The organism is Chelativorans multitrophicus, assembly GCF_011317445.1.
Lineage (GTDB): Bacteria > Pseudomonadota > Alphaproteobacteria > Rhizobiales > Rhizobiaceae > Chelativorans > Chelativorans multitrophicus.
On sequence record NZ_JAAAPL010000001.1, the window covers coordinates 145,944 to 169,066 of the forward strand.

Below are 23,123 nucleotides of genomic sequence, written 5' to 3' on the forward strand. Positions count from 1 at the left end.
GGCGGCTTCTAACGCTCCTATCAAGGGAAGGCAATTCGCTTCTCGGCTTATCGCCTCGAGAGCGCAAGCCACAGTCCGCCACTGATGAGACAGGTGCCGGAGATGCGCTCCGCAAGTCTCACCCGTGCCTTGGTTAGTTTCGCACCCGCTCCGCCCGCCGCAAAGGCATAAAAGGAATCGGATACGGCCGCGATGAACATGAAAATGGCGCCCAGGAACAGGGCCTGCCACGCCGTGCCATTTGCGGGATTGATGAACTGTGGAATGAAGGCGCCGAAGAATATGAGGGTCTTCGGGTTCGACCAGAAAACCACGAAGCCCTGCAGGATCAGCGAGCCGTCCCCACGCGGCGGCGCCTCGGCCATACCCAGCGAGCCGTCGGAGCGCCACATGCGAATGCCGATCCAGATGAGATAGGCGGCCCCCAGCAGCCGCACGACCTCGAAGAGATTGCCCATGCCGGCCACAATGGCCTTGAGGCCCAGCGCCAGCACTCCGAGCATGGATGCGAGGCCAATCTGGGTGCCCAGCACATTGAGCAGCCCTGCCCTTGCACCATGCCGTATGGAATTGGCGATGATCACCGTCACCGTCGGGCCGGGCACGATGATAATCGCGATGCAGGCAAGCGTGTAGGAGAGCAGCGCAGTGGTTTCCGGCATTTCAGTGCCTCCGTGACGATCGAAGCAAAGCCATAGCCGCACCGCCTTGGCAAGGTAGAATTCTAAACACGGCCTGAACGGAATATTCAGGCGAGGTTCTTATGGAATCCGGCAGACAAGTGGCGACAGGCAGTGAACCAAACCGCCTTCTCATCGTTAACACTGCCAAGGAGGCAGTCCGATGCTGATATTCACGCTCGCAGCCGCCATGACGGTCGCCATGCTCATCGCCACCGCTCTTGGCCTTCATCAGGAAGCCCAGCGCGTCAAGCTGGAGAACCGGGTTCAGAAAGACCGCTACCCCTTCCGCCGATAAATCTTCCAGGGCAGGCGGCGCTTATTCGGCGCCGCCTTCGCCCTCCGAATCTGCTGGCGGGATCTCCCCGGCCCCTTCCGGAACCGCAGCGTCCTCCTCCCCATTCTGGGGCTCGGAAATACGGTCAACGGAAACCACCCGTTCGCCGTCGGCCGTGTTGAAGATCGTGACCCCCTTGGTGGCGCGGCTGGCGATGCGGATGCCCGTCACCGGCACCCGGATGATCTGGCCCGCATTGCTCACCAGCATGATCTGGTCTTCCGGCGCGACCGGGAAGGCCGCGATCAGCGAGCCGATCTCTTCGCGCTTCGATACGTCCGTCGCGCGGATACCCTTGCCGCCGCGGCCGATGACCCTGAAATCGTAGGACGAGGAACGCTTGCCGTAGCCGTATTCGCTGACGGTGAGCACGAACTGCTCGCGCGCCTTGAGCTCTTCGTAACGCTCTGGCGAAAGCACAGTTTCCTCGCCCACCTCTTCATTGGTCAGCGCGATCTCTTCCTCGTCGCTGCCATTGGAGAGCCTGCGCTCAGCCGCGGCCTGCTTGAGATAAGCCGCGCGTTCGGCGGGCGTCGCGTCCACATGGCCGACGATTGCCATGGAGATCACCTTGTCGCCGTCGGGAAGGTTGATGCCGCGCACGCCGATCGAATTGCGCCCGGCGAACACGCGCACATCCGTGACGGGGAAGCGGATGCACTGGCCCGAGGCGGCCGTAAGCAACACGTCGTCATCTTCCGTGCAGGTGAAGACGGCGAGGATCTCGTCGCCCTCCTCGTCCAGTTTCATGGCGATCTTGCCGTTGCGGTTCACCTGCGTGAAGTCGGACAGCTTGTTGCGCCTGACGGTTCCCCGCGTGGTGGCGAACATCACGTCCAGCGCGGCCCAGCTCTCTTCATCCTCCGGCAGCGGCATGATTGAAGTGATGCGCTCACCCTCCACAAGTGGAAGCATGTTGCGCAGGAATTTCCCGACCGATTGCGGTGTTCCGACGGGGAGCCGCCAGACCTTTTCCTTGTAGACGATGCCGCGGGAGGAGAAGAAGAGGATCGGCGTATGCGTGTTGGCCACGAAAAGCCGGGTAACGAAATCCTCGTCCTTGGTCGACATGCCCGAGCGGCCTTTGCCGCCGCGCGCCTGCGCCCGGTAGATCGAGAGCGGCACCCGCTTGATGTAGCCCTTATGGGTAACGGTGACGACCATGTCCTCGCGCGGGATCAGGTCCTCGTCCTCCATGTCCGCCCCGCCCTCGGTGATCTCGGTGCGGCGGGGCGTGCCGAACTCGTCGCGCACGGCGATGAGCTCGTCCTTGACGATGCCCTGGACGCGCGCCCGCGACGACAGGATGTCAAGATAGTCCTGGATCTCGGCGCCGATCTTGTTCAATTCGTCGGCGATCTCGTCGCGCCCGAGCGCCGTCAGCCTCTGCAGGCGGAGGTCGAGGATGGCGCGGGCCTGCTCCTCGGAAAGGTTGTAGGTGCCATCGTCGTTGATCTTGTGGCGCGGGTCGGCGATCAGCAGGATGAGCGATTCCACATCCTGCGCCGGCCAGCGCCGTTCCATCAACTGCTCGCGCGCCGTTTGCGGATCGGGGGCGCGGCGGATGAGCTGGATGACCTCGTCGATATTGGCGACGGCGATCGCCAGGCCGACGAGCACATGCGCCCGCTCGCGCACCTTGCGCAGCAGGTATTTCGTGCGGCGGGTCACCACCTCCTCGCGGAAGGCCACGAAGGCCCTCAGCATATCGAGAAGGTTCATCACCTCTGGCTTGCCGCCATTGAGCGCCACCATATTGGCGCCAAAGGAGGTTTGCAGCGGCGTGAAGCGGTAAAGCTGGTTTAGGATGACCTCGGCGTTGGCGTCGCGCTTGAGCTCGATCACCACGCGGTAGCCCTGCCGGTCGCTCTCGTCGCGGATGTCGGAGATGCCCTCGATGCGCTTCTCGCGCACGAGCTCTGCCATCTTCTCGATCATCTGCGCCTTATTCACCTGGTAAGGCACTTCAGTGATGATGATGGCCTCGCGCTCATTGCGGATCTGCTCGATCGAGGTCTTGCCGCGCATAACAACGGAGCCGCGGCCGGTGGCATAAGCGCTATGGATGCCGGAGCGGCCAAGAATAATGCCGCCGGTCGGGAAATCAGGCCCGGGAATGATCTCCAGAAGCTGTGGAAGCTGCAGCGCCGGATTGTCGATCAGCGCCACGCAGCCGTTCACCACCTCGGACAGGTTGTGCGGCGGGATGTTGGTTGCCATGCCCACGGCAATGCCGCCGGAGCCGTTGACCAGCAGATTGGGAAAGCGCGCCGGCAGGATGCGCGGCTCGCTGCCTGTCCCGTCATAGGTATCCTGGAAATCGACGGTATCCTTGTCGATATCCTCAAGCAGCTCGTGAGCGACCTTGGTCAACCGCGCTTCTGTATAACGCATGGCCGCCGGCGGATCGCCGTCGATGGATCCGAAATTGCCCTGCCCGTCTATCAGCGGAACGCGCATGGACCAGTCCTGCGCCATGCGCACGAGCGCATCATAGATCGAGGCATCGCCGTGCGGGTGGTATTTACCCATCACGTCAGCCACCGGACGCGCCGATTTCACATATTTGCGGTTCCAGTGATAGCCGCTCTCATAGGAGGCGTAGAGGATGCGCCGGTGAACGGGCTTCAGGCCGTCGCGCACGTCCGGCAGCGCACGTGAAACGATCACGCTCATGGCGTAATCGAGATAGGAGCGCTGCATTTCCTCGATGATCGAGATCGGTTCGATGTCGTCGGGCTCGTCCGGCCCGCGCGTCGTCTGGTCAGTCAAAACAGATCACTTTGGTTAAAGAATCATACGCTTCTTATATAGGAAGCGCAGCGGATACTCCAACTGCCGGAGTCGATATTAACGGAGATTTTATCTCTATTTTTCAATTGGATACGAAAGTGATTTCGCATCTGCAACAAAATATGACGAAAAGGAGCGTGGCCGGGCGGGAAGATGTTTTCTTGAGGAGACAAACGATGTCCGCTCCATGTTGCGCGCGCCGGCCGACAGAGCCTTCTCATGGATGGATCGACCCTTCCTGCCGGAGCCGGTTCGGGTTCAAGGTCAGCCGGGTTTCCGCCGGCGGGCGACCACTTTATCAAAGGACTTGCCCAACATTCCGCATCGCGCTGCACCGCGCCGCCGGACGAGAAACAGAGCTGTTCAATCCAGCGATGAACGGCTCTAATTTGAATGCAGATTCGAAAGATGCCCATGCCGCCCTACGACGCCATCCTGAATGCTTTCACCACACTGCTTGTGACGGTTGATCCGCCGGGTCTGGCACCCTTGTTCCTGGCACTGACGGCTGGCATGAACCGCCAGGAACGCCATCAAGTCGCGATCCGCGCGTGCCTGATCTCCCTTGGCGTGCTGGTGTTGTTCGCGCTGGCGGGAAGCTCGATCCTCTCCGTCCTCGGCATCACGATCCCGGCTTTCCGCGTCGCCGGCGGGATGCTTCTTTTTGTTATCGCCTTCGAAATGATCTTCGAACGCCGGCAGCAGCGCCACAAGAGGAGCGCCGAACGCGCGATCACGCGCGATATGATCCACAACATCGCCGCCTTTCCGTTGGCGATCCCGCTCACCGCCGGGCCGGGCGCGATCTCGGCCACGCTCCTTCTTTCCGGCACCGCCTCGGCCCCTGGCGCGCGGCTGGTGATGGTCGCGATCCTGCTGGTGGTCATCCTGATCACCTATCTCGTCTTCGTGCTGGCCGAGCGCATCGATCGGTTTTTGGGCGAAACGGGACGGTCGATTTTGACCCGCCTTCTGGGCTTACTTCTGTCCGCACTTGCGGTGCAGTTCGTGGCTGATGGCGCCAGGGAACTTATTCAGAACGGCTAGATTTAGCCGGACAGAGACGCGGCGCGTCTGCCCCTTATGAGAGATGTGAGAAGATAAGAGGCTCAACTGGCCTAGCTTTCGCTTGGGCGGGCATGAAAGGTGTTGCTCGCCTCCATGAGCAGCCCTCGCCCTTGTTTGACGGGCGAGGGAGAATGGTTTGCCCGCGTGAGCGCACACGGGCGAGCGTCACCGCGCCAGCTATTGGTTGGACTGGCCCATAGCCTTGGAAAGCCGCTCCGCCAAGGCAGGGTCCGTTTGCGCCGTCTGAATGATCTGATTGTATTCGTCGACCGATATCCCTTTGCCTTCGACGGCCTGGAGCATTTTCTGACCGGCCTCGTTCTGAATCTGCTGCTGCTCCGCCTCTGAGCCGGCCGTCTGCAGCCGCTGAGAATATTCCTGCTTGATCCGTTCGACCTCCGCGAGAGCCACCACAAAGGTCTCCAGCTTCTCGTCAGTGACCGATGTGGCTTGGGAAGGTTGATTTGGCGCAGGTGCGGCAGGTTGAGTTGCCGCTGGCGCGGATGGCTGAGCTTCCTCCGGCGCAGGAGCCTGGGTTGCCGCGGGCGCGGAGGGTTGGGAAGGCGCTTGTGCAAGCACCGGGGATGCAATGGCAACACCGGCGCACAGGCAGGTGGCCATGAGCAGGTGTCGAGAAGCGTTCTTGAAAATCACGTTTCTGATCCTTCCTTGGCGTTTTCGTTCAACGGGCCGTGCAAGGTTCCCCACGCCGGCAACGCTGCTGCCCGTGCGTTCTCGGTACGGGCGATTTCAAGGATGGAAAATCAATGTGGCGATTAAAACCGCTCAAGGCCGTTCGCGGCATCATTTCCGCTTACCGCGGGAAAGAAATCCTGACTGCAAGGGGGTTGCCATCCCGCTTTTAGGCCTTAAAGGCGCCCCCGCCATTTGGCGAGAGTGCAGATAGCGACGATATTCCGGAATGCCCTATGGCATCTTGGGTCAAGATCGCCATTAACAACGGCGGTGAGGTTGCGGAGCGAGCGCCATGCCGGCGCTCATCTCATCATGCCTTTGCTGAAAACGCCGCATCGGAATGCAGCCACCGGGTGAGACCTGTCGTTACCCATGGTAGAACAACGGCCTTGCTCCCCGCATGCGGACCATGGACGAAATCAGAACGGTATTTCGTCGTCCAGGTCTCGCGAGTGGCCGCCTCCTCCGCCGCTTTCGGCCGGACCGGACCGGCCGAAATCGGAGCCCCGGCCACCACCGTAGCTTACCTGGCCCTCGCCGCCGCCCTGGCCACGGGAATCCAGCATCTGCAGTTCCCCACGGAATTTTTGCAGGACGACCTCGGTCGTATAACGCTCCTGGCCGCTTTGATCGGTCCATTTCCGGGTCTGCAACTGACCCTCCATATAGACCTTCATGCCCTTCTTCAGATACTGCTCCGCCACCTTGGCCAGATTGTCGTTGAAGATTACGACATTGTGCCACTCGGTGCGGTCGCGACGCTCGCCCGAGTTGCGGTCGCGCCAGGACTCCGACGTTGCGATCCGAAGATTGACAACCGGATCGCCCGAATTGAGGCGCCGGATCTCGGGGTCGGCCCCCAGATTGCCCACCAAGATCACCTTATTGACGCTACCCGCCATGACTTTACTCCACTCGTCCTAAATTTCGCGTCCCGAAGAGTGCTTTCCCCAGCAGGAGAAGCGGCCGCTCCGATCCAGTGCCGCGATCTTACCCGACCCGCATCCGCCGCGCGCCCATGAATGGCCGGTCTGCCTGTCCGTCCACAACTCATTTATGTTCCTTTTTTGTTCTATTCCAGATTTTGCGCCGGCGCAAGGCGGTTTTCTACCATTCTAGCCGGATGGACAGCAAAGGAATGGCCCCGCCGCCGCTTGGTTTTCGGGCGCGCAGGGGCCGATCTGGATTTTTCCTCGCCGGGAGTGATTTACCGGCGCTCTTTTCAGATGGTCTTCCAACCATCCGCGCAAATTTCCTGATTTTCGGCAGTCGGCTTCTGGCTGGCGTGGCATCTACCTGGATGACCTCAGCCTCCGCGTTTCCCAGTCGGCATAGCCGTCTCGGGACATAGCGGTAGATCAGTCAGCTGCAAGCCGGCTGTGGCTCCACGCCTCGGCGGAGCCTTCTGAACAGTCCGGTGGAGTCATGCCTCCCTCCCTGTTACGTTGCTCCAACACCATCGGAAAACGGACGCTGCGAGAGTCTGTGACTTGGGAGCGCCATTTGCCGAGAGGTTCGAATCCTGCGCCGATCGCAGCGCGACGTCAAGCCTTCCCTACGCCCGGAGCGAAAATGTGATCAAGCCATACCGCCCCCCCCGACAGCATCCTGTCAGGAGGCCGTTCGTTCTTTGTTCTTTTTGCTTGCTCTGAATGTAAAAAGCTGAAAAAGGTGGAGGCATTCGCCCAAGGGTGAGATGCGGCCGCGCCATCGATATCGGGCTCGCATTTCCTATATATGCATGACCGGCGGTACCCGCCGGCCATCCTGAACAGTTCGGAAGGCGTCGACGGGGCATGCCCGACCATAAGTCTATTTCCATTCGCGGCGCGCGCGAGCACAACCTGAAGAATGTCGATCTCGACTTGCCGCGTGAAAAACTCATCGTGATGACCGGGCTTTCGGGGTCCGGCAAGTCTTCCCTCGCATTCGATACGATCTATGCCGAGGGCCAGCGCCGCTATGTAGAGAGTCTGTCCGCCTATGCGCGGCAATTCCTGGAGATGATGCAGAAGCCCGATGTCGACCAGATCGACGGGCTTTCGCCGGCGATTTCCATCGAGCAGAAGACCACCTCGCGCAATCCGCGTTCGACGGTCGGCACCGTTACCGAGATCTACGATTACATGCGGCTGCTCTTCGCGCGCGTGGGCGTGCCTTATTCGCCGGTGACGGGTCTTCCCATCGAGAGCCAGACCGTTAGCCAGATGGTCGACCGCGTTCTTGCGCTGGAGGAAGGTACCAGGCTCTACATTCTCGCGCCCATCGTGCGCGGGCGGAAGGGAGAATATCGCAAGGAGCTGGCGGATCTACAGAAGAAAGGCTTTCAGCGCGTAAAGGTAAATGGCGCGTTTTATGAGATCGCCGACGTGCCAGCGCTAGACAAGAAATACAAGCACGACATAGATGTGGTGGTGGACCGCATCGTCGTGCGGCCTGATATCGCCACGCGCCTGGCGGATTCACTCGAGACCTGCCTGAGGCTCTCCGAGGGGCTCGCGGTGGCGGAGTTTGCCGACCGGCCGCTCCCCGAGGCGGAGACAGAAGGCGCCAACAAGTCCAAGAACGAGACCCATGAGCGGCTGATCTTTTCGGAGAAATTCGCCTGTCCGGTCTCGGGCTTCACCATTCCCGAGATCGAGCCCCGGCTCTTCTCCTTCAACAATCCGGCTGGCGCCTGCCCCGCCTGCGACGGGCTCGGCAGCCAGCGCGCCATCGACCCGGACCTTGTGGTACCGGACGAAAGCGCGGTGCTGCGCGAGGGGGCGATCGCTCCCTGGGCGAAGTCCACCTCGCCCTATTACCTGCAGACGCTTGAGGCCCTTGGCAAGGAATACGGCTTCAAGGTGAGCAACCGCTGGAAGGACCTGTCGGAAGAGGCGCAGCAGGCGATTCTGCATGGCACGGGCGAGCGCAAGATCGCCTTCGACTATAATGACGGGCTGCGCAGCTACCGCACCACAAAGCCTTTCGAGGGCGTGGTGAGCAACCTGCAGCGGCGCTGGAAGGAGACGGAATCGGCCTGGATGCGCGAGGAAATCGAGCGCTACATGTCCACCCATCCCTGCCCCGCCTGCAACGGCTATCGGCTGAAGCCGGAGGCGCTGGCGGTGAAGGTCGCCGGCATCCACATCGGCGAAGTCACCCAGATGTCGATCCGCAAGGCCGGCGCCTGGTTCGAGGCACTTCCCGAGCAACTTAACGCCAAGCAGAACGAGATCGCCGCGCGCATTTTGAAGGAAATCCGCGAGCGCCTGCGCTTCCTGAACGATGTCGGCCTCGACTATCTTACGCTCTCGCGCAATTCAGGCTCGCTTTCGGGTGGCGAGAGTCAGCGCATCCGGCTTGCCTCGCAAATCGGCTCGGGCCTCACCGGCGTGCTCTACGTTCTCGACGAGCCTTCCATCGGCCTTCACCAGCGCGACAATGACCGGCTGCTCGCCACGCTTCGCCACCTGCGCGATCTTGGCAACACGGTTATCGTGGTCGAGCATGACGAGGATGCGATTTTGACCGCGGATTATGTGGTGGATATCGGCCCGGCGGCCGGCGTCCATGGCGGGCGCGTGATCGCGGAGGGAACGCCGAGCGAGATCATGGCGAACCCGAACTCTATTACCGGAAAATATCTCACGGGCGAGCTTTCCATTCCGATGCCGGAGCGCCGCCGCGAGATCCCGAAGAAGCGGCGTGTGCGCGTCGTAGGTGCACGCGGAAACAATCTGAAAAACGTGACGGCCGAGATCCCGCTCGGCACCTTCACCTGCGTTACCGGCGTTTCGGGCGGCGGCAAGTCCACCTTCCTGATCGAGACGCTCTATAAGGCTGCCTCACGCCGTATCATGGGCTCGCGCGAGCACCCGGCCGAGCATGACCGCATCGAGGGGCTGGAGTTCCTCGACAAGGTGATCGATATCGACCAGTCGCCCATCGGGCGCACCCCGCGTTCGAACCCGGCCACCTATACCGGCGCTTTCTCACCCATCCGCGACTGGTTCGCCGGCCTGCCGGAGGCGAAGGCGCGCGGCTATCAGCCGGGCCGTTTCTCCTTCAACGTCAAGGGCGGGCGTTGTGAGGCTTGCCAGGGTGATGGCGTGATCAAGATCGAGATGCACTTCCTGCCGGATGTCTACGTCACCTGCGATGTCTGCCACGGCAAGCGCTACAACCGCGAGACGCTGGAGGTGCTCTTCAAGGGCAAGTCCATCGCGGACGTGCTTGAGATGACGGTGGACGAAGGCGTGGAGTTCTTCTCCGCGGTGCCTGCCGTTCGCGATAAGCTCACCACGCTGTCGCGCGTCGGCCTCGGCTATATCCATATCGGGCAGCAGGCCACCACGCTTTCAGGCGGCGAGGCGCAGCGCATCAAGCTTGCGAAGGAGCTGTCCAAGAGGGCGACCGGCAAGACGCTGTATATCCTCGACGAGCCGACGACGGGCCTGCATTTCCATGATGTGGCCAAGCTGCTGGAGGTTCTCCACGAGCTGGTCGACCAGGGCAATACGGTGGTCGTGATCGAGCATAATCTGGAGGTCATCAAGACGGCAGATTGGGTCCTCGACCTCGGGCCCGAGGGAGGCGACGGCGGTGGCGAGCTGGTGGTTGCCGGCTCCATCGACGATGTCATGGCCCAGCCACGCTCCTATACGGGCAAGTTCCTGAAGGAGTTGCTGGAAAGACGCCCGGCACGGAGGCAGGCGGCGGAATGACCCGCGGTCGCGGCGCGCCAATCGCCTGGTCCGCTTGAGCTTTGGAGGATGAAGGGGATGATCCTTATCGGCCAGTATGACTCGCCATTCGTGCGGCGTGTCGGCATAGCAATGACGCTTTATGCCCTGCCCTTCGAACACCGGCCATGGTCTACATTTGGCGACGCGGAGAAGATCGGAAAATACAATCCTCTCATCCGGGTGCCGACGCTGGTGCTTGACAACGGCGATGTCCTCATCGAGAGCCAAAACATCCTCGATCATCTGGACACCCTGGTGCCTCATGCTCAACGGCTGATGCCGGCCGAAGAGCATGCTCGCCATCAAGCGGTGAAAGTCACGGCTCTGGCGACTGGTATATCCGACAAGGCTGTCAGTTTGTTCTATGAAATACGTATGCATCGCGAAGTTTCGCAGGTCTGGGTCGACCGGTGCCGGGCGCAGATCAAAGCTACGATCGCCGTGCTCGAAGCGGATCGCGCGAACCGGACCGGAGAATATTGGTTCGGCCGTGATATCGGCCACGCCGATATTGCGGTCGCCGCCATGCTGCGCCATCTTGCCGAGGCGCATCCCGGCATGATCGATATGAACGGCCATCCGGCCCTACGTGATCATGCGGGCCGGCTCGAAGCATTGCCGGCGTTCAATCTGATCTCCCAGCCCTTCGTACCGCCAGCTTAGGAGCGATCGCATGACCACATCCGGCACCATCCGCGCCGGCATCGGCGGCTGGACCTTCGAACCATGGGAAGGCACGTTTTATCCCGACGACCTTCCGAAAAAACGGCAGCTCGAATATGCCAGCCGCCAGATCCCCACCATCGAGGTCAACGGCACCTATTACTCGACCTTCAGGCCGGACACATATGCCAAATGGGCGGCCGAGACGCCCGACGGTTTCGTCTTCTCCGTCAAGGCGATCCGCTTCGCCACCAATCGGCGGGTCTTGGGCGAAGCCGGCGAGTCGATCACCCGCTTCCTCGAATCAGGTCCTGCGGTGCTGGGTGAAAAGCTGGGCCCCATCGTCTGGCAGTTTGCGCCCACCAAGAAGTTCGACCCGGAGGACTTCGAGAGCTTTCTGAAGCTTCTGCCGGAAAAGCAGGACGGCGTGCCGCTGCGCCATGTGCTGGAGGTTCGGCATGCTTCCTTTGTCGCGCCGGAATTTGCCGCATTGGCCCGCAAATACGGAGCGGCCGTCTGCTACGCGCATCACTTCACCTATCCGGAGATTGCGGATGTGACGGCCGATTTTGTCTATGCGCGGCTGCAGCGTGGCGAAGATACCATCCCAACCGCCTACACGCCGGCCGATCTCGATGCCTGGGCCGACCGGGCGAAGATTTGGGCCGAGGGAGGGATGCCCGGCGACCTGCCGCTGGCGGACGAGACGGTTAAGATCGAGGCGCGTCCGCGCGACGTTTTCGTCTATTTCATTCACGAAGGCAAAATCCGCGCGCCACATGCGGCCCGGGCCCTCATGGAGCGCGTGGACAAGTAAGCGAAGCTGCGAAAGCCTATTCCTTCATCGCTCCGGCGGTGCGCAAAACGACCTCGGCGGCGATTTCGCCCGAAGGCTTTGGACCGGCGACCGCCTCCGCCACCTCGGCAAATCCCTCGCGCTGAGCGCGGCGGGTTGGCGTATCCTGCCAAAGTTTGGGAAGCAGCCTTGCAAGATAGGCAGGCCGCACGAACTCGTTGAAGAACTCCGGAACGACGGGCCAGCCGGCAATCAGGTTCGGCAGCGATGCCGACCAAACCTTGACCAGCAGCGGGCCGACCATGCCGCCGATCGTATCCGTCTTGTAGACGCTGATAAAAGGTACGCGCGAAAGCGCCAGTTCCAGAGCCACGGTTCCCGAGCAGGCCAGAGCCGCATCGGCCGCTGCAAAGGCGCGCCACTTGCCTTCCCGGTCCAGAATGATTTCCGGCCGTACCGGCCAATCGCGCACACCTTCCTCCACAAGCGCCGCGACATGGGGAACGGTGGGCAACAGGAGATCGAATCCGTGGCCGGCGGCGGCGAGCTCCCTTACCGTTTCGCCGAAAGGGCCGATCAGGCGCCGCACCTCTCCCTTGCGAGAGCCTGGCAGCAAAAGAAGCGTTTTCCGTTCCCGCTGCCCTTTCCCTTTGCGACCGAGTTGCGCGCGCGCAGCGGCTGCCAGATCGGGATCGCTCGTGAGGCGATGACCGACAAAGGTGCCAGGAGGGCCGCCGAGGCGGGCAAGCTCCTTGGGCTCGAACGGCAGGAGGCACAGCACATGATCGACATAAGGCCGCATGGCGGCTGCCCGGCCAGGCCGCCATGCCCATACGCTTGGGCTTACATAATGAACGATCGGGACGGCAGGCTCGGCCGCCCTCACCTTCCGCGCCACACGCAGGCCGAAATCCGGGCTGTCGATCGTCACGAGGCAGTCGGGTTTGGCCGCAGCGATCGCCTTGGCGGCATCGCTGATGCGCTTTAAAAGCCGCGGCAGGTCTCGCAGCACGGCGGAAATGCCCATGATGGCGATGTCGTCGGCGCTGAAAAGCGATCGAAGGCCGAGCGCTTGCAGATTACGCCCGCCGACGCCCAGAAGCTCAACAGGGCGGCCAGTCTGCCGCTTAATGGTGTCCACCAGATCCGCGCCGAGCAGGTCGCCCGATTCCTCGCCGGCGATCACCGCGATGCGCAGTGGGCGGACCTCACTCATTCGTCGCGCCCTCTCTTAAAACCCAGCAGAAAAAGCCCAAGGAGGTTCGCAAGGCGCACAGTCTCACCGCACTCAAGAATCAAGCTCCGCTCGCTCTCAACCGCGATGCCTGCGAGCCCCGCCTCGTGAGCATCCTTTACGGTTTGTGGGCCGATGGTCGGCAAATCCACGCGCAGCTCCTGGGCCGGCTTGGCGCATTTCACGAGCACTCCCCGCGTCTTACCGGCAAGCCGCCCATGCGTGCGCAACGCCTTGGCGCGGCGCAACAGACCGTCCGTTCCCTCGATATCCTCCAGCGCAATCACGCGGCCGCCCACGGCAACCGCCGCCTGGCCGATATCCAGCCGGCCGATGGCGCGAGCAGCGGCGATGGCGGCGGAAATATCCTTCTCGTCGGAAGAGGTGGGAGCCGTCCCGGTGAGCAGGCCCGCGGGCGCGAGCAATTCCGGCACCACCTCATGGGCGCCGACAGGCTTGATCCCATAGGACTCGATGAATCCGATAATGGCCCTCAGCAAACCGTCGTCTCCGCGTGCGTAGCCGGCAGCCAAACGGGGCAAATACAAAAGAATTTTCGGGCTGTAGCGAAGAGTGCTAAGCGGCGGCCGGCGCGCTACACCGCCGGCGAGCACGAGATGCGTTACGCCCCTGCGCTTCAGAATCGAGAGAAGCTTTCCCAGTTCCTCATGGGTCACACGCATAAAATCATAGCGGGCCGGTTCGTCCTCAAGGTCTGCTTCGCCGGTGATGGCGACGACGAGCGGTCGGTGCCCGGCGCGGACAAGGCCGTTTGCAACTTCCCTCGGCAAGAGCCCGCTTCCCGCGACGACGGCGATCCGGTCTCCCGCCGTCAGATCGATCGCGCGCGGCTCATGCGCCTCCGTGCTCATCGTCCTCTTCCACGGACGCTCCCCGCGCTGGCAGAACGAAATATTTGCGTTCGCGGCCCGCCATGAAGTCAAGGATATCCATAACCAGTGCCGAGCCGCCGAACTCCTGCCGCACGCGCTCGATATTCTGTGCAAGCGGCTGTTCCTCCGAAAAAAGGAGGCGATATGCCTTTCGGATCTGCATGATGTCCGGCCGCGCCATTCCGCTGCGCTTCATGCCGATCACGTTCAGCCCGCGCAATTTGGCCCGGTCCCCCACTGCCATGCCATAGGGGATGACATCCCCCACGACCGCCGCGTAACCGGCAAGGAAGGCGTGGTGACCGACCCGTACAAACTGGTGAACCGCCGCGTAACCGGAAATGATGACGCCATCGCCGACCGTGACATGGCCTCCCAGGCAAGCACAATTCGCCATGGTCACGTTGCTGCCCACGTCGCAATCATGCGCCACATGGCTGTAGGCCATGAACATGCAATTATCGCCGATGGTGGTCTTGCCGCGGCTCGTATCCGTGCCCCTATGAAGGGTGACACCCTCGCGGATGATGCAGTCGCGCCCGACGGTAAGCGTCGTTGGGCCGCCCTCATGCTTGTAATTCTGCGGCGCTCCGCCCAGCACGGCTGTGGGATAGACCTGACAACCGGCGCCCAGAGTGGTCGCGCCAAGAACAGTCACGTGCCCGATCAGCTCCACCCCATCCCCAAGCACCGCTTCAGCGGAGACATGGCAGAACGGCCCGATTCTTACGCCGGCACCAAGTACGGCCCCTTCTTCGACTATCGCCGTCGGGTGGATGAACGCTTCCGCCATCGTCAGGTCATTCCGGTTCTTCGGCCGAGAGCAGGGCCGAGATCATGGCCTCCGCAACCTTTCCGCCGTCTACTATCGCCTCGCAGGCAAACTTCCAGATCATGCCGCGCTGCTTCACCTTCTTCACATGGATTTCCATTCTGTCGCCCGGCACCACGGGCTTGCGAAACTTCGCATTCTCAATTGTCAGAAAATAGACGACCGACGGCTTTATTTGCTTTGCATGCTGAATGCAGATGGCTCCTGCGGTCTGGGCCATAGCCTCGATGATCAGCACCCCCGGCATGACCGGACGCTCCGGGAAATGCCCCATGAAGTGGGGCTCGTTCACCGTGACATTCTTGATGCCGATGGCTGAGTTGTCGCCATCTATTTCTACAATCCTGTCCACCAGCAGAAATGGATAGCGGTGCGGCAGGAGTCGCAGCACGTTCAAAATGTCGAGGCTTTCCATCGCGGGCGACACACCGTCGGCCATTATCCCTTACTCCCCTTCCGCATATCCTGCACCAGGCTGCGCAGCGCCGCGATTTCGCGGAACGCCTGCCGCATGGGCTTGGCCGGCACGCCGGCCCATCTTTCGCCTTCGGGTACATCGTCCATCACACCGCTCGAGGCGGCGAGCTGCGCGCGATTGCCGATCGTAATGTGATCGGCAATGCCCACCTGCCCGCCGAGCATGACATAGTCGCCGAGCTTAACCGAGCCCGAGAGACCGCAAAGGCCGGCGATGACGCAGCGTCGGCCGATATGCACGTTGTGCCCGATTTGCACAAGATTATCGATCTTGGTGCCCTCGCCGATTATGGTGTCGGACAGAGCGCCGCGGTCGATGGTGGTGTTGGCGCCGATTTCAACGTCATCCTGAATGATCACGCGGCCGATCTGCGGGTTCTTCTCGAACCCGTTCGGCCCCGGCAGGAAGCCGAACCCGTCCTGCCCGATCTGCGCGCCAGGATGGATAATGACGCGATCTCCGATGACAGCATATTGCAGCATCACGTTCGGCCCCACATAGCCGTCGCGGCCGATGCTGCAGCGGGCGCCGATAACGGTGTTTGGGCCCACAATCGTTCCGCGCCCCACCGAGGCGCCGACGCCGATCACCGCGCCTGCCTCTATGATCGCGCCGTCCTCGACGACAGCTCCCTCGGCGATCACGGCCCGTGGGGAGACCCCCGTCTCGCCAGTTACCGGCTGCGGCCGGTTTGCCTCGGGAAAGAGGAGGCGCGCCACCATGGCAAAGGCCTGCTGCGGCTTCGGGCTGACAAGCACCGCGACCCCGTCCGGCGCATTTTCCGCCAACTCTTCCGAGCACAAGAGCGCCGCCGCGCGCACCGAACCAATCCGGGAGGCATGGCGCCTTCCGTCGATGAAAACCAATGTTTCCTCGCCGCCCTCGGCAGCGGGCGCCAATCGGCTGATCGTGATCTTTTCCTGCGAGGCATCCCTCAGGCGCGCGCCCGTCAAGGCAGCAATCTCGCCCACCTCAAAGCGGCGTGCGGGAGCAAAAAAAGCCGGTTCCGTCATGATGCCTTCTCGTCCGGGCGCACCGTCAGGCCGCCCGGACAACATACGGTGAAGCCCTAAAACCGGGTGGAGATGCCGAAATTCCAGTGGCGAATGCGATCGGTATCTTCCTTGACCACCGGTTCGGCATAGTCGACGCGCAGCGGACCGAACGGCGAGGCCCAGATAAGGCTTGCGCCCACGGAGGCACGCCACTCCATATCGGTCCCCCTCACGAGGGGACTGGTATAATCGCTGCCATAAAGCGTCGCGGCGTCTGCGAAGACCGCACCACGCAGACCGAAGCTCTCCGGCACGATGGGCAGCGGGAACTGCGCTTCCGCCGAAGCATGGAAGTAGGTCGTGCCGCCGAGATAATCGCGATCGTCGTCGCCAGCAGACCTCAGCTCGAATGGACCAATGCCATTGTACTCGAAGCCGCGAATGATGCGGTCGTTGCTGTTGAACTGATCGAAGATCCGAAGCGGTTCATCGCCAAAGGCGACTATGTGACCGCCGCCAACCGTCAACAGACCGACCAGATCGAGCTCATCGGACAGCGTACGATAGTAGTTTGCACGCGCCGTAAATTTCGCCCACTTCGCATCGCCGCCGAGGCCGGCGATCTCCGTCGTGAGGTTAGCGTAGATGCCGTCATGCGGGTTCTGCATGTTGTCGATCGTGTTATAGATCAACGAGGCGCTAACCGACGACTTCACCCATTTGCCTTGATCAAGCGCCTGGTTGATGCCGGTCGACAGGTCCGATGAATCGGCGAGACGCTCGTACTCTTCCTGCGTCAGATTGTAGGCGAGCTGTGCTGTGAGTGCATCGGTGATCGGCAGGCCGAACCGTACGGTACCGCCGGTAACCTCACGGTCGTAGATGTTGTCGCCGTCCGAATCCTCGAAGGTACGGGTATTGCGGAAGACATCGAAGCCCGCCGCGATGCGCCGGCCCAGGAAATACGGTTCCGTGAAGGAGAAGGTATAGTCACGCGATTTCTCGCCGCCCGCCGCGGCGAAGCGGATGAACTGACCGCGGCCGAGGAAGTTGCGCTCGGTCACGGATCCTTCGACCGAGAAGCCGCCGCTGCTGCCGGAAGAGGCGCTGGTCGTATAGCCGGCGCCGATCGAGAATTCGCCCGTCGACTTTTCCACAACATCGACGACCAGAACCACCTGATCGGGCTGCGAGCCCGGCACGGTGGTGATGTTCACCGTTTGGAAGAAGTTCAGCCTCTCAAGGCGGCGCTTGGCCCGCTGGATGAGGATCTGATTGAAAGCGTCACCTTCGCTGACGTCGAACTCGCGGCGGATCACATAGTCGCGCGTGCGGTTGTTGCCGCGAATCTCAATGCGTTCGACATAGGCGCGCGGGCCTTCGTCGATGGAGTAGACGACCGAGATCGTGCGGTTCTGAAAGTCGCGGTTGCCTCGCGGAGTGACCTGAGCAAACGCATAGCCATGGCCGGCCACATCTTCCGTAAGACCGATGATCGACTGTTCGACATCCTCGGCGCTATAGACCGCACCCTGACGTGTCTTCAAGGCGGACTGCAACGCGCTGACATCGACGCCCGGAATGGTCGATTCGATGCTCACGTCGCCGAAGGTGTAGCGCTGACCTTCATCGACCATGATGGTGATGGTGTATTTGTTGTCCACCAATTGCGCATCGGAGGAGATCACGCGGAAATCGGCATATCCGCGATTGTAGTAGAAGCGGCGGAGCAGTTCCTCGTCCGCCTGCAGCCGGGCCTCATCATACACGTCGTTGCGCATCATGAACGAGAAGACATTCGACCGCTTGGTCGTAATGACGTCCCGCAAGCGCCGGTCGCTGAACGCCGTGTTGCCCTCGAAATTGATCTCGGTGATCTTGGTGCGGTCGCCTTCCTGGACGTGGAAGATCACATTGACCCGGCCCTCGCCCAAGTCCTGGACCTCGCTCGTCACCGTCGCCTCGTCGCGTCCGACGCGCCGGTAAGCCTCGCGGATCACCTCCGCATCGCTCTCCACGAGCTGATTGGAGAAAGCAGAACGGGGCTTCAGCTGGATCGCCTCGGAAAGGGTCTGGTCCTTGACCTTCCTGTTGCCCTGGAAGAGCACCTGGTTGACGATTGCGTATTCGTCAACTGAGACGACAAGCGCGCCGCCCTGCTGGGTGATTGAAACGTCGGCGAACAGGCCCGTTGCGAAAAGGCGCTTCACAGCCTCGTCCACATCGGCCGTGGTGAAGTTCTGGCCGGGACGAATGCCGACTTGGTTGCGAATCGTCTCCGCATCCACCCGACGGTTCCCCCGCACCTCTATTCTGCTGACGGTCGCGGCATAGGCCGAAACGGTTGCAGTTAGCTCAGCAACCATCGCGCCGCTAACGACGATACCGGCAGACAGCGCCACCGCCGAAACGGCGCTCATCAATCTGGAAACTGCCTTCATTGGGCCTTAAAACCTTCTATTCTCGTTATCCCCACCGAGAGAAATCCAGAATACGGGCAAGATCAGTTACCCCCTAATAGCTGGAATTTCACTACACGCAAGGCTTCTGGTTAATTTGCATTTACCGAAAGGGCGGGCGTGGCTTTCCGGTCACGCCATTCCTTCCGCGTGGTAAACACCGTCTCAACAATGCGATCGATACAGCCCCCCAAACCCGGATTCGTCGGAACTTAGAGCCTTGATGGCTAAATTTGAACCGAGAAAGACTCTAGCACCCGAAAAGGTCGTTCCAAAAGACGAATCCCATAAAGACCAGCACCATAAGCATCCCCACGCGGTAAACCGCCTCTGCCACCTGTTCCGGCACGGGCCGGCGAAGCACCGCCTCTATTGCGTAGAACAGGAGATGTCCTCCATCAAGCGGCGGAATTGGCAGAAGATTGAGAATCCCGATACCCACAGAAAGAAGCGCAGCCAGCTGCACGAGCCATTCGAAGCCAAGGCTCGCCGCCCTCCCCGCCATGTCGGCGATCTTGACCGGCCCGCCGAGCTGGCATCGGTCCTCCCGTCCCGCCACCAGACGCTGTAGGAACTGGCCTGTCCGGACAATCGCGCCCGCGGTCTCCTCAATGCCCGCGCCAACCGCCTCGACGGGGCCGTATTCGACAAGGCGCGGCTGCCCCAGCGCCTCGTTGTTGATGACGCCGATGACGCCGATCTTGATCTGATTGCCGAGCGCGTCCGCTTGCTCGCTCAGTTCGGGGGTGGCGGTGACGGTGATTTGGCGCCCATCCCGCTCCATTACGAATGTGAGAGGATCGCCGGCCCGACCGGAGACGATGCGCTGCACATCGCCGAATGTTTCCACAGGTTTGCCGTCGATCGAGACGAAACGGTCGCCGGGAATGATGCCTGCGACGGCTGCGGGGCTATCAGGCCGCACCTCCGCCACCATGGGGTCCGAAATGTAGCGGCCAAAGAGCGAAAACATGACCGAAAAGACCGCGACGGTCAGAAGGAAGTTGAAGAATGGGCCAGCAAAAACCGTCGCCGCCCGCTTCCATATAGGCTGCAGGTGAAAGGCTGTTCGCCGCTCCTCGGCGCTGAGTTTCTCCAGGCCTTCGGCATCCGGCGCGCTGGTGGCCCCTACATCGCCCACGAATTTTACATAGCCGCCGAGCGGAATCGCCGAAAGCTTCCATCGCGTGCCGTGACGGTCGGTGAAGCCGACGAGCTCGGGACCGAAGCCGATCGAGAAGGCCCTTACTCCGATACCGCACCAGCGACCGACGAGGTAATGTCCCATCTCGTGAACGAAGACGACGACCGTCAGCACGAACAGGAACGGCACGATCGTTCCCGCAAGAAAGCTGCCAAAGCCGAAGATTGTGCCCGTGACGTCGCCCAAAACAAGCCCCAAAGCCGATGCCGGAATTTTCCCTGTGTCAGTTCTCTGGCGAAAGGCGGCAAATCCGTGGCATATCTCCTATCGCGGGGAGAAAAGACCGGCGGGTGCCGCGTGTCCTGAAAAGATGACGCCCAGCAGATAAAGGACCAGGGCGGCGGCGACAAGCCCATCAACCCGATCCATGACGCCGCCATGGCCAGGGATGAAGGAGCCAGAATCCTTCACGCCGCTGCGACGCTTGATCATCGATTCGAAAAGATCACCCAGCTGCGACACAAGGGAAAGCAGCAGCGCAAGAAGGAGCACGGCCCAAAAGGGCAGCGCCGCGCCGGAAAGATAAGCGACCAGCCCACCGGCCAGAATGCCTCCGACCGCGCCGCCCGCAGCGCCGCTCCAGGTCTTTCCGGGAGAAATGGACGGCGCAAGCTTCGGTCCTCCAACAGCTCGCCCAACGAAATAGGCGAGGATATCCGTGGCCCAGACAACGGCGTAAAGGAAGAGGATCGCGATCAAACCCGCGCTATCGTCTCCGCGCAGATAAGCCAGCGCGGTCGCAGGTATTCCGGCATAGGCAATTCCATATGCGCTCCACCGGTCATCGCCGGAAAAGCCGCCATGTACTAGCGCCACCAGAAAACAGATAAGAAGCATTGCAAGTGCCGCCGGTGCTGAAACGGCAGCCAGCAAAGCAAGCAGGAAAACCGCGAGCGCGCCCCACGAAACAGCCGTGTGGATACGGCTCTCGGCCGGCCTCATGGCAGTCCACTCATAAAAAACAAGCACGGCCAGCGCGGAAGCGAAAAGCCGGAATGCAAACCCGCCCAGATAGGTAAGCCCCAGCGCCAGCAGCGCCAGTATGATGGCAGAAACAATACGAAGCGTCAGGTTGCTCGGGCCCGTTCCGGGGCTGCCAAGCGGCGAAGCAGCCTCGCTCATGAGGCCGCTTCTTGAGCGATACTGCCGAAGCGGCGGTCCCTTTCTTCAAAAAGGCTGATGGCCGCCGCCAGATCGCCCGGACCGAAGTCCGGCCAATGGCAGGGAAGAAACACGAATTCCGTATAAGCAGCTTGCCAAAGAAGGAAATTGGAAAGCCTCTGCTCTCCACTCGTCCGGATAATGAGATCGGGATCGGGCATCCCGACGGTATCAAGGCGCGCGGAAAATTCTTCCGCCGTCATCTTCTCAGGATCGAGTCGGCCTGCCTTGGCTTCCAAGGCCACCGCGCGCGCCGCGCGCAGAATCTCATCGCGTGAGCCATAGTTAAAAGCGACGGCGAGGTTCATGTTGGTGTTGCCGGCGGTCAGGTTCTCTGCTTCCAGCAGAAGCGCCGAAATATCGGGCTCCAGGCCCTCACGACTGCCGACGATGCGCACCCGCACGCCGCTTTGATGCAGTTCCGCCAGGTCGCGGCGAATGAACAGCTTCAAAAGCCCCATGAGGTCGCTGATTTCCGATTTCGGCCGCGACCAGTTCTCGGACGAAAAAGCGTAGACGGTGAGCCACCGGATACCCATCTCGCCGGCGGCACGCACCGTCCGGCGCAGCGCCTCGACGCCCGCGCGATGACCAGCGCTTCGCGGAAGACCGCGGGCGCGCGCCCAGCGGCCGTTTCCATCCATGATGATCGCGATATGCGCGGGTTTCACCGCTCGAATCCCCTTTTGTGGTGATGATGCCCGCTCTATGCGGCCATCAGACCTGCAAGATCTCCACTTCCTTTTCAGCAAGGAGCTTGTCGATCGCGGCGATGGTCTCGTCGGTCATCTTTTGCACGCGATCGGACTGAACGCGCGCCTCGTCCTGGCTGATCTCGCCATCCTTTTCGGCCTTTTTGAGATGCTCCATGCCGTCGCGGCGCACATGACGCGCGGCAACACGGGCGTGCTCGGCATATTGGTGAGCGATTTTCACCAGTTCCTTTCGCCGCTCCTCATTAAGTTCGGGAAGCGGGATGCGAAGCGTCGATCCTTCCACGATCGGATTGAAGCCCAGATTGGCTTCGCGAATTGCCCGGTCCACCGCGCCCACCAGGCTCTGGTCCCATACGGAGACGGAGATCATCCGAGGTTCCGGAACGGAGACGGTGGCAACCTGATTGACCGGCATCGAGGCGCCATACGCGTCCACATGAATTGGATCGAGCAGGTTGGCCGAAGCCCGGCCCGTCCTGAGCGATGCGATATCGTGCTTGAACGCGGCAATGGCTCCGTCGAAGCGCCGGTGCAGATCCTTGAAATCAATACCATCCGGCATTTTTGAGCCTCCTTACGCACTTGCCTGTTGTTGGGCAGCCGGGTCATCGTCGACGATGGTGCAGTGACCTCCGCCCCGCAGAATAGCTCCAAACCCGCCCGCTTCGTGAATCGAAAAAACGATTATCGGAATGTTGTTCTCACGCGCAAGCGCAATCGCCGCGGTGTCCATGATGGCAAGCCCATCGCGGATCACCTGATCGTGCGTGATGTGATCGTAACGCACCGCGTTCGCATCCTTGCGCGGATCGGCCGAATAGACACCGTCAACCTGCGTGCCCTTGAAGAGCGCATCGGCTCCTATTTCGGCGGCCCGCAGCGCCGCAGCGGAATCGGTGGTGAAAAACGGGTTGCCCGTACCGCCTGCGAAGATCACAACCTTGCCCGCATCCATATAGGCCAGGGCCTGGCGCTGGGAGAAACTTTCGCAAAGTTCCGGCATGGCTATCGCCGAGAGCACCACGGCCTCGACGCCGATTTTAGCCAGAGAGGTGCGCAGCGCCAGCGAGTTGATGACAGTTGCCAGCATTCCCATGTGGTCGCCGGTTACCCGGTCGCCGCCCTTGGAGGCGACGGCCACGCCGCGGAATATGTTGCCGCCGCCGATGACCACACCCACCTCGACACCGAGCGAAAGGGCGTCCGCAATATCGGCTGCAATCTGATCGACGACCGAAACATCGATGCCGAAACCCTGCTTACCCATCAGGGCCTCGCCGGAGGCCTTCAACACGACGCGGCGATATCGTGGGGTCAAGCGATCGTCTCCTCTTATCGGCAGGCTTCTCTTAGACGATTAGAGCCGTTTCGATGCTTCAGACAAGTGG

20 protein-coding genes are annotated in these 23,123 nt (G+C 61.4%); 5 read left to right on the plus strand and 15 right to left on the minus strand.

Annotation, left to right across the window (positions count from 1 at the left end; genetic code table 11):
* Positions 1–47: 47 nt before the first annotated feature.
* Positions 48–662: a LysE family translocator gene (locus tag GNP00_RS00685; RefSeq protein WP_011580740.1), complete on the minus strand. Its 615-nt coding sequence runs from the start codon at positions 660–662 to the stop codon at positions 48–50.
* 181 nt (positions 663–843) lie between these two features.
* Here GNP00_RS00685 and GNP00_RS23530 point away from each other — a divergent pair, with 181 nt between their 5' ends.
* Positions 844–978 carry a hypothetical protein gene (locus GNP00_RS23530; RefSeq protein ID WP_281352141.1) on the plus strand — a complete coding sequence of 45 codons (135 nt, stop codon included), beginning with the start codon at positions 844–846 and terminating at the stop codon, positions 976–978.
* Between the two features lie 21 nt (positions 979–999).
* On the opposite strand, the gene gyrA is transcribed toward GNP00_RS23530, so the two are convergent.
* Positions 1,000–3,789 (minus strand): DNA gyrase subunit A, encoded by a 2,790-nt coding sequence (gyrA, locus tag GNP00_RS00690; protein ID WP_011580739.1) that lies wholly within the window; start codon positions 3,787–3,789, stop codon positions 1,000–1,002.
* Positions 3,790–4,224: 435 nt separating this feature from the next.
* Here gyrA and GNP00_RS00695 point away from each other — a divergent pair, with 435 nt between their 5' ends.
* On the plus strand, positions 4,225–4,857 hold the full coding sequence (locus GNP00_RS00695; RefSeq protein WP_041545284.1) for a MarC family protein: 633 nt from the start codon (positions 4,225–4,227) through the stop codon (positions 4,855–4,857).
* Positions 4,858–5,055: 198 nt separating this feature from the next.
* Here the strand turns inward: GNP00_RS00695 and GNP00_RS00700 are convergent, their stop codons facing one another.
* Together GNP00_RS00700 and GNP00_RS00705 are read right to left on the minus strand one after the other, a co-directional pair.
* Entirely contained in the window at positions 5,056–5,532 is a 477-nt protein-coding gene (locus GNP00_RS00700; protein ID WP_011580737.1) for a DUF4168 domain-containing protein, read from the minus strand.
* Positions 5,533–5,993: 461 nt separating this feature from the next.
* Entirely contained in the window at positions 5,994–6,476 is a 483-nt protein-coding gene (locus tag GNP00_RS00705) for a single-stranded DNA-binding protein (RefSeq protein ID WP_011580736.1), read from the minus strand.
* 894 nt (positions 6,477–7,370) lie between these two features.
* Here GNP00_RS00705 and uvrA point away from each other — a divergent pair.
* From uvrA to GNP00_RS00720, 3 genes are read left to right on the plus strand one after another with little or no spacing between them, the layout of a single operon-like run.
* On the plus strand, positions 7,371–10,283 hold the full coding sequence (gene uvrA, locus GNP00_RS00710) for an excinuclease ABC subunit UvrA (RefSeq protein WP_011580735.1): 2,913 nt from the start codon (positions 7,371–7,373) through the stop codon (positions 10,281–10,283).
* 57 nt (positions 10,284–10,340) lie between these two features.
* Positions 10,341–10,967, plus strand: a complete 627-nt coding sequence (locus GNP00_RS00715) for a glutathione S-transferase family protein (RefSeq protein WP_011580734.1) — start codon at positions 10,341–10,343, stop codon at positions 10,965–10,967.
* Between the two features lie 10 nt (positions 10,968–10,977).
* On the plus strand, positions 10,978–11,784 hold the full coding sequence (locus GNP00_RS00720; RefSeq protein ID WP_011580733.1) for a DUF72 domain-containing protein: 807 nt from the start codon (positions 10,978–10,980) through the stop codon (positions 11,782–11,784).
* Positions 11,785–11,800: 16 nt separating this feature from the next.
* Here the strand turns inward: GNP00_RS00720 and lpxB are convergent, their stop codons facing one another.
* The 11 genes from lpxB to pyrH form a co-directional block, all read right to left on the minus strand.
* Entirely contained in the window at positions 11,801–12,979 is a 1,179-nt protein-coding gene (gene lpxB, locus GNP00_RS00725) for a lipid-A-disaccharide synthase (RefSeq protein WP_011580732.1), read from the minus strand.
* On the minus strand, positions 12,976–13,869 hold the full coding sequence (locus GNP00_RS00730; protein ID WP_011580731.1) for an LpxI family protein: 894 nt from the start codon (positions 13,867–13,869) through the stop codon (positions 12,976–12,978). Before GNP00_RS00730 ends, lpxB begins: the two co-directional genes overlap by 4 nt.
* The gene (lpxA, locus tag GNP00_RS00735; RefSeq protein WP_011580730.1) at positions 13,850–14,683 is read right to left on the minus strand and encodes an acyl-ACP--UDP-N-acetylglucosamine O-acyltransferase; all 834 of its coding nucleotides are present in this window, start codon (positions 14,681–14,683) and stop codon (positions 13,850–13,852) included. The genes GNP00_RS00730 and lpxA overlap by 20 nt, the downstream gene beginning before the upstream one ends.
* 7 nt (positions 14,684–14,690) lie before the next feature.
* Positions 14,691–15,161 (minus strand): 3-hydroxyacyl-ACP dehydratase FabZ, encoded by a 471-nt coding sequence (fabZ, locus tag GNP00_RS00740; RefSeq protein ID WP_011580729.1) that lies wholly within the window; start codon positions 15,159–15,161, stop codon positions 14,691–14,693.
* Positions 15,161–16,213, minus strand: a complete 1,053-nt coding sequence (gene lpxD / locus GNP00_RS00745) for a UDP-3-O-(3-hydroxymyristoyl)glucosamine N-acyltransferase (protein WP_041544656.1) — start codon at positions 16,211–16,213, stop codon at positions 15,161–15,163. The genes fabZ and lpxD overlap by 1 nt, the downstream gene beginning before the upstream one ends.
* 56 nt (positions 16,214–16,269) lie before the next feature.
* Positions 16,270–18,636 carry an outer membrane protein assembly factor BamA gene (gene bamA, locus GNP00_RS00750; protein ID WP_166015689.1) on the minus strand — a complete coding sequence of 789 codons (2,367 nt, stop codon included), beginning with the start codon at positions 18,634–18,636 and terminating at the stop codon, positions 16,270–16,272.
* 268 nt (positions 18,637–18,904) lie between these two features.
* Positions 18,905–20,044 (minus strand): RIP metalloprotease RseP, encoded by a 1,140-nt coding sequence (gene rseP / locus GNP00_RS00755; protein ID WP_011580726.1) that lies wholly within the window; start codon positions 20,042–20,044, stop codon positions 18,905–18,907.
* A 78-nt stretch (positions 20,045–20,122) separates the two neighbouring features.
* A complete protein-coding gene (locus GNP00_RS00760) occupies positions 20,123–20,980 on the minus strand; it encodes a phosphatidate cytidylyltransferase (protein WP_011580725.1) in 858 nt (285 codons plus the stop codon).
* Positions 20,977–21,699, minus strand: a complete 723-nt coding sequence (locus GNP00_RS00765) for an isoprenyl transferase (RefSeq protein ID WP_083764583.1) — start codon at positions 21,697–21,699, stop codon at positions 20,977–20,979. The genes GNP00_RS00760 and GNP00_RS00765 overlap by 4 nt, the downstream gene beginning before the upstream one ends.
* 37 nt (positions 21,700–21,736) lie before the next feature.
* A complete protein-coding gene (gene frr, locus GNP00_RS00770) occupies positions 21,737–22,297 on the minus strand; it encodes a ribosome recycling factor (protein ID WP_011580723.1) in 561 nt (186 codons plus the stop codon).
* Positions 22,298–22,309: 12 nt separating this feature from the next.
* On the minus strand, positions 22,310–23,053 hold the full coding sequence (pyrH, locus tag GNP00_RS00775) for a UMP kinase (protein WP_011580722.1): 744 nt from the start codon (positions 23,051–23,053) through the stop codon (positions 22,310–22,312).
* Between the last annotated feature and the right edge of the window lie 70 nt (positions 23,054–23,123).

What these genes read in the sequence shown, in the direction of transcription:
- GNP00_RS00685 (WP_011580740.1), bottom strand. Translation starts at nt 662, where the DNA reads ATGCCGGAAACCACTGCGCTGCTCTCCTACACGCTTGCCTGCATCGCG.
- GNP00_RS23530 (WP_281352141.1), top strand. Translation starts at nt 844, where the DNA reads ATGCTGATATTCACGCTCGCAGCCGCCATGACGGTCGCCATGCTCATC.
- GNP00_RS00695 (WP_041545284.1), top strand. Translation starts at nt 4,225, where the DNA reads ATGCCGCCCTACGACGCCATCCTGAATGCTTTCACCACACTGCTTGTG.
- GNP00_RS00705 (WP_011580736.1), bottom strand. Translation starts at nt 6,476, where the DNA reads ATGGCGGGTAGCGTCAATAAGGTGATCTTGGTGGGCAATCTGGGGGCC.
- uvrA (WP_011580735.1), top strand. Translation starts at nt 7,371, where the DNA reads ATGCCCGACCATAAGTCTATTTCCATTCGCGGCGCGCGCGAGCACAAC.
- GNP00_RS00715 (WP_011580734.1), top strand. Translation starts at nt 10,341, where the DNA reads ATGATCCTTATCGGCCAGTATGACTCGCCATTCGTGCGGCGTGTCGGC.
- GNP00_RS00720 (WP_011580733.1), top strand. Translation starts at nt 10,978, where the DNA reads ATGACCACATCCGGCACCATCCGCGCCGGCATCGGCGGCTGGACCTTC.
- lpxB (WP_011580732.1), bottom strand. Translation starts at nt 12,979, where the DNA reads ATGAGTGAGGTCCGCCCACTGCGCATCGCGGTGATCGCCGGCGAGGAA.
- GNP00_RS00730 (WP_011580731.1), bottom strand. Translation starts at nt 13,869, where the DNA reads ATGAGCACGGAGGCGCATGAGCCGCGCGCGATCGATCTGACGGCGGGA.
- lpxA (WP_011580730.1), bottom strand. Translation starts at nt 14,683, where the DNA reads ATGGCGGAAGCGTTCATCCACCCGACGGCGATAGTCGAAGAAGGGGCC.
- fabZ (WP_011580729.1), bottom strand. Translation starts at nt 15,161, where the DNA reads ATGGCCGACGGTGTGTCGCCCGCGATGGAAAGCCTCGACATTTTGAAC.
- lpxD (WP_041544656.1), bottom strand. Translation starts at nt 16,213, where the DNA reads ATGACGGAACCGGCTTTTTTTGCTCCCGCACGCCGCTTTGAGGTGGGC.
- bamA (WP_166015689.1), bottom strand. Translation starts at nt 18,636, where the DNA reads ATGAAGGCAGTTTCCAGATTGATGAGCGCCGTTTCGGCGGTGGCGCTG.
- GNP00_RS00760 (WP_011580725.1), bottom strand. Translation starts at nt 20,980, where the DNA reads ATGAGCGAGGCTGCTTCGCCGCTTGGCAGCCCCGGAACGGGCCCGAGC.
- frr (WP_011580723.1), bottom strand. Translation starts at nt 22,297, where the DNA reads ATGCCGGATGGTATTGATTTCAAGGATCTGCACCGGCGCTTCGACGGA.